General features: G+C 67.7%; 6 protein-coding genes. 1 reads left to right on the forward strand and 5 read right to left on the reverse strand.

The window, feature by feature from the left end; genetic code table 11:
- The 3 genes from HUK84_RS10720 to HUK84_RS10730 form a co-directional block, all read right to left on the reverse strand.
- Positions 1-459: (2Fe-2S)-binding protein (locus HUK84_RS10720; RefSeq protein ID WP_246285609.1), on the reverse strand; the 459-nt coding region annotated here is incomplete at its 3' end.
- A 29-nt stretch (positions 460-488) separates the two neighbouring features.
- Positions 489-1,616 carry an FAD-dependent monooxygenase gene (locus HUK84_RS10725; protein WP_176640288.1) on the reverse strand — a complete coding sequence of 376 codons (1,128 nt, stop codon included), beginning with the start codon at positions 1,614-1,616 and terminating at the stop codon, positions 489-491.
- A gap of 162 nt (positions 1,617-1,778) precedes the next feature.
- Entirely contained in the window at positions 1,779-3,101 is a 1,323-nt protein-coding gene (locus HUK84_RS10730; RefSeq protein ID WP_176640289.1) for an MFS transporter, read from the reverse strand.
- Positions 3,102-3,309: 208 nt separating this feature from the next.
- Here HUK84_RS10730 and HUK84_RS10735 point away from each other — a divergent pair, with 208 nt between their 5' ends.
- The gene (locus tag HUK84_RS10735) at positions 3,310-3,813 is read left to right on the forward strand and encodes a MarR family winged helix-turn-helix transcriptional regulator (RefSeq protein WP_176640290.1); all 504 of its coding nucleotides are present in this window, start codon (positions 3,310-3,312) and stop codon (positions 3,811-3,813) included.
- 20 nt (positions 3,814-3,833) lie between these two features.
- Here HUK84_RS10735 and HUK84_RS10740 read toward each other — a convergent pair whose 3' ends face one another.
- Both HUK84_RS10740 and HUK84_RS10745 read right to left on the reverse strand, forming a co-directional pair.
- On the reverse strand, positions 3,834-4,217 hold the full coding sequence (locus HUK84_RS10740) for a cupin domain-containing protein (protein ID WP_176640291.1): 384 nt from the start codon (positions 4,215-4,217) through the stop codon (positions 3,834-3,836).
- Positions 4,218-4,297: 80 nt separating this feature from the next.
- The coding region (locus HUK84_RS10745; protein ID WP_176640292.1) for a cupin domain-containing protein at positions 4,298-4,777 on the reverse strand (480 nt) is incomplete at its 5' end.

The following is a 4,777-nucleotide window of genomic DNA, read 5'->3' on the forward strand; positions in this document are numbered from 1 at the left end:
GCACGACACGCCGCATGCCCGGCGCGCCGCCTGCAGGATTTCCACATGCGTGCCGCAGCGGCACAGATTATGCCGCAGCGCGTCGCGGATCTCGCCCTCGCCCGGGGCCGGATTGACGTTCAGCAGCGCTCGCACGGTCATGATCATGCCGTTGAGGCAATAGCCGCACTGCGCCGCCTGCGCGTCGATGAAGGCCTGCTGCACCGGATCGGGGGTTCCGTCCGGCGCGACCAGCCCTTCCAGCGTCGTGACCGCGCGCCCGGCCAGCAGCCCGACCGGCACACTGCACGACCGCGCCGCCCTGCCGTCGACCAGCACGGTGCAGGCGCCGCATTCCCCCAGGCCGCACCCGTATTTCGGGCCGTTCAATCCCAGGTCGTTGCGCAGCACATAGAGCAGCGGCGTCTCGGCGGCCGCCTGCACCACGTGCCGCGTCCCGTTCACCGTGATCTCCTGCATGCTCCGCTCCATGCGCGCGTCCCGACGGGTCAGGCGTTCAGGTCGATGGCGTAGACGTCATGGCCGTACACCCAGTACGGATCCTCATTGGCCCGCAGCCAGGTATTGGCATTGGAAACCTGCTGCACGCGTGACGCCCGCTCGACGCGATGACGGCGATAGGTCTCGAACGTCGCCGCCATGTCGCCCACGCCCAGCTCGGTGATGCAGCGCACCAGCACCGCCGCGTCCTCGATCGCCATGGCGGCGCCCTGCGCCATGTGCGGCTTCATCGGATGGCATGCATCCCCCAGCAGGACGACACGCCCCTTGTGCCACAGCGGCAGCGGATCGCGGGTGAAAAGCGGCCATTTGGTCACCGATTCGGCCGCCTCGATATAGGCCTGCACCGTGTCGCAATAGCCCTTGAACGATTCGTGCAGCGCCGCGCGCGTGCTGGGCTGCCACGCCACGCCACGCGGCCAGTCCGCAGCGGGCTCGCCGGTGACGAAATAGAATTCGTCCCTGTTCCTGTCGAGGAAATACGCCATCATATGCCGGTCGGACGACCACCATTTGACGCAGGGCTCGACCTCCAGGCCCGACAGGCGCGCCGCCGGGATAAGGGCCCGATGGCCGATCCAGCCGGTAAACAGCGGATCTTCCGGGCCCAGCAGCGTCTCGCGCACCCGCGAATTCAGCCCGTCCGCGCCGATCAGCATCTCGACCGTATCGGTGGTGCCGTCCTCGAAGGACAGCACGACGCCCGACGCATTCTCCTCGAAATCGACCAGCTTCTTGCCGAAACGGATCGCCGCCGGATCGACCGCACCGAGCATGATCTCATGCACGTCGCCGCGATGGATGGTGACATAGGTCGCGCCATAGCGGTCATGCTGCGCATTCAGCGGAATGCGCGACAGATAGGCGCCGTCCGCGCCATTGCGGCTGAACCAGAAATCCGGATGGCAGGACACGGCCTCGATCCGCTCTTCCAGCCCCAGCCGGCGCATGATCTTCATCACGTTCGGCCCGAACTGGATCCCCGCCCCCAGGCGCGAGAACGATGGCGCCTGCTCGTACAGGGTTACGTCATAACCGGCCCGCCCCAGCAGGCCCGCCGCGGCCACGCCGCCCAGCCCTGCCCCGACGATACCGATTCTTACCGATTCAACCATTTTTCGCCATCCCGTTCCCGTGCGCCCGCGCCATCGCCGGGCATTAATGGTGTATACGCTATATATCTGAAAGGCAACAAACCATTCCCGCATCCACGCCGCCCGGGCAGGTCCCGATCGAACGGACCCGTTTGAACGGGCGAAGATGCGTGATGAAATGCTCTATGCCCGGTCGACGATCTCCCGCGGGATCAGGAACAGGCTCAGCGCCGCCGCCGCCATCACGCAGGCAAACAGCACCAGCGCCAGGTCCGGACTGTGCGTCCGCTGGATCGTCCAACCGATGATCCCGGTGGCGAAGAACCCCGCCAGGTTGGCGAAGGAACAGGCGATCGCCAGCCCCGCCGCCGCCGCCGGCCCGCGCAGGAAATTCGCCGGAATGCACCAGAAAGGCGGCAGGGCCCCCAGGATCGCCGCATTGGCCAGCGCGATCAGGCAGACCGACACCGCCAGGCTGCCGTCGGCCAGCACGCTGCACCCCAGCAGAAAGGCCCCCAGCAGGACCGGCAGCACGACATGCAGCCGCCGCTCCCCCGTCCGGTCCGAATGCCAGCCATTCAGGACCATGCTGAACACCGCGCAAAGATGCGGCACCATGGTGATCAGCCCGATCGTCATCGGATCGGCGACGCCGCGCCCCTTGAGAAAGGTGGGAAACCAGAACGCCACCGTATAGAGCCCCAGCAGGATCGCCCCGTCGATCAGCCCGACATGCCACACCCGCGGATCGGCAAAAGCCTGCCACAGGCGCGAGATCGCATGATCGTCATGGCCGTGGCGCAATTGCCCCCGCAGAAAGCCCTTTTCCCGCGCGTCCAGCCAGTCCGCGGTCTCGATCCGGTCCGGCAGGCCGAACAGCGCCCACAGGCCCAGCAGGACCGGCGGCAGGGACTCGACGGCGAACAGCCAGCGCCAGCCGGCAATGCCGCCCACCCCCGAGAAATGGGCCAGGATAAAGCCCGAAAGCGGCGCCCCCAGCACGCTCGACAGCGGAATCCCGATCATGAACAGCGCCGTCAGCCGCCCCCGGCGTTCCGGCGGAAACCACTGGCTCAGATACAGCAGCGCCCCCGGCATGAACCCGGCCTCGGCAACGCCCAGCAACAGCCGCAGCGCATAGAACGCCATGGGCGTATGCACCAGGCACATCGCCCCCGACACCACGCCCCAGGTCAGCATGATCCGCGCCAGCCAGAACCGCGCGCCCACCCGCTGCAGCAGGATATTGCTCGGCACCTCGCACAGCACGTACCCGACGAAGAACAACCCGGCGCCCAGGCCATAGGCAGCCTCTCCCAGCCCCAGATCGGCCGCCATGCGCAGCTTGGCGAAGCCGACATTCACCCGGTCCACATAGGCCGCGAGAAACCCCAGGCACAGAAAGGGCGCGATCCGCCAGGTCAGTCGGCGATACAGCGCATCGGCCTGCGCGCCGTCCGCCGCCATGCCGGCGGCCGTGCTGTCAAAAGAAAGGTCCAAAGCCATTGCGACACCCCAGCCGGTCCGCGTCGATCCATTTATGGTGTATACGTTATTTATGCCCCACACAAGTCCGTTTCGAAACGAAATCGTTCCATGTCCCCACCCATCGCCGCTTGCGAAATTCCGTCTTTCTGAAAGGCGTCATCTTCTCCCAAAGGTGACGCCGCCGCCTATTGCCACCGGCTCGCGAACGCGCGACAAGGGAAACGACATGAAACAGGCGACCCTACCCAGCGCATCCCAGGCGCACCCGACCGCCGAACCGCAACCGGCGGCAGCACCGTCCGAGCCGCCTGCCGCCTACGACCTCTCCAGCCAGATCGGCCACCTGCTGCGTCGCGCCTATCAGCGCCACACCGCGATCTTTCAGGAAACGATCCCCGACCACAGGCTGACCGCGGTGCAGTTCGCGGTCCTCGTCGCGATCCGCGAGGAACAGCCCGCGCCGCTGATCCGGATCGGCCGCATGACCGCCATCGACCACGCCACCCTGCGCGGCATCGTCGCCCGTCTCGAAGACCGCGATCTGGTCAGGACCGAAAGCGACACCGAGGACCGGCGCCAGCGCATCGTCTCCCTCTCGCCCGACGGCGAGGCCCTGGTCCGCACCTGCATCCCCGAGGCGCTGCGCATCACGGAACTGACCCTCGCTCCCCTCGATGCGTGCGAGCGCGTCGCCGCCCTGCATATCCTGCGCAAATTATCGGGCGAGTAGCGCCGGCGGCCCTACGGGCCCTACGGCCCCGCATCCAGGTGATAATCGTCGGGCCGGAACGGCGGCGCCGAGATCGCATAGAAGCACAGCGCGTCCCCCTGCCCGGCCACGGCACGATGCCGCACGCGCGGCGCGATCCGCACCACGTCGCCCGCCGAAACAGGATGCGGCGTGCCGTCCAGCCATACGACGCCCCGCCCCGCGACGATCACGAAGATCTCCTCCGACGTCTCATTATGGCTCGACGGATTGCCATGCCCGGCATCCAGCCGAAACAGCGCGACGCTCTGCCGCGCCGAACGCAGCGGCGCGGCCAGTCCGGCCAGCTCCTTCATGCGAACGCCCGGCGCGATCGTGACGAAAGGCACACGCGACGCATCCAGCCCCTGCGCACGCGCCGGCATCGCGGCAACCGCCAGCAAACCGATGGCGGCTCCCAGGCCCAACCCCGGACCCAACCCCACACCCCGCTTCAGGCACACCCTCATGACGCCCCCCGAGTCAGCCGCGCGATCGCATCCGCAAACCCCGGATAGGCCCGGGCCAGCGCCGCCCGATCGCCCAGCACGAAATCCTCGGGCATGAAGCCCGGCGCCATCGTCGTGCCGCCGAACGACCAGCCGCGCGGCCCGGCCGGCATCGATCCCTGCCAGACACCCTGCGGAACGACGAACAGCGGGTTGCCGCCATCCAGCGTGACCGTCCGTCCCCGCCCGTCCGGATAGAGCAGCAGCATCCGGATCGGATCGCCGCCGTAGAAATGCCACACCTCGTCGGTCGCCAGGCGATGCAGGGCCGAAAAATCCCGTCTCGTCTCCAGCACGAAGATCGCGGTCGACAGCGGATGCGCCCGGCCGCCATAGCGGGCGGGCAGCGCCCCGCCCGGCAGCATCTCGGGCGTGCGCAGCACCTGGGCGAACCAGCCCCCTTCCTGCGGGATCGGCTGCATATGGTGGCGCGCGAC

Origin of the sequence: Nguyenibacter vanlangensis, from assembly GCF_013376155.1 — a bacterium.
Lineage (GTDB): Bacteria > Pseudomonadota > Alphaproteobacteria > Acetobacterales > Acetobacteraceae > Gluconacetobacter > Gluconacetobacter vanlangensis.

What these genes read in the sequence shown, in the direction of transcription:
- HUK84_RS10725 (WP_176640288.1), bottom strand. Translation starts at nt 1,616, where the DNA reads ATGGTTGAATCGGTAAGAATCGGTATCGTCGGGGCAGGGCTGGGCGGC.
- HUK84_RS10735 (WP_176640290.1), top strand. Translation starts at nt 3,310, where the DNA reads ATGAAACAGGCGACCCTACCCAGCGCATCCCAGGCGCACCCGACCGCC.
- HUK84_RS10740 (WP_176640291.1), bottom strand. Translation starts at nt 4,217, where the DNA reads ATGCCGGCGCGTGCGCAGGGGCTGGATGCGTCGCGTGTGCCTTTCGTC.
- HUK84_RS10730 (WP_176640289.1), bottom strand. Translation starts at nt 3,101, where the DNA reads ATGGCTTTGGACCTTTCTTTTGACAGCACGGCCGCCGGCATGGCGGCG.